The organism is Bacillus sp. SIMBA_154, from assembly GCF_046536015.1.
Taxonomy (GTDB): Bacteria; Bacillota; Bacilli; order Bacillales; family Bacillaceae; genus Bacillus; species Bacillus pumilus_P.
This window is the reverse complement of record NZ_JAWJBV010000548.1, coordinates 1-244: the sequence shown is the minus strand read 5'-3', so window position 1 is coordinate 244 and position 244 is coordinate 1. Positions and strand designations below refer to the sequence as shown.

The window sequence follows — 244 nt, the reverse complement described above, 5'->3', positions numbered from 1 at the left end:
GCGCCGAGCGAGCCGACCTTCATCAGCAGCGATGCCATGGCCAGCGCGTCGTCGTCGTTCGCGATGAGAGACGTCGGATCGGACGTCACCATCTGGTAGTCGACGCCCTGAAGCCAGTCGAAGCTCGGGTCCAGCTCGCCGGCGAGGTCCATGACGAACAGCGGGCCGCGCCGAGCGATGCCCTTCTTCACGACCCACTTCAGAAAGTCGGTCTTCGAGCTGACGATGACCCTGGGGCCGACCC

1 protein-coding gene is annotated in these 244 nt (G+C 65.6%); it reads right to left on the bottom strand.

Features of this window, described 5'->3' with window-relative positions; translation table 11 throughout:
• On the bottom strand, nucleotides 1–244 hold a 244-nt coding region (locus R0K30_RS23115), incomplete at both ends, for a hypothetical protein (protein WP_410613326.1).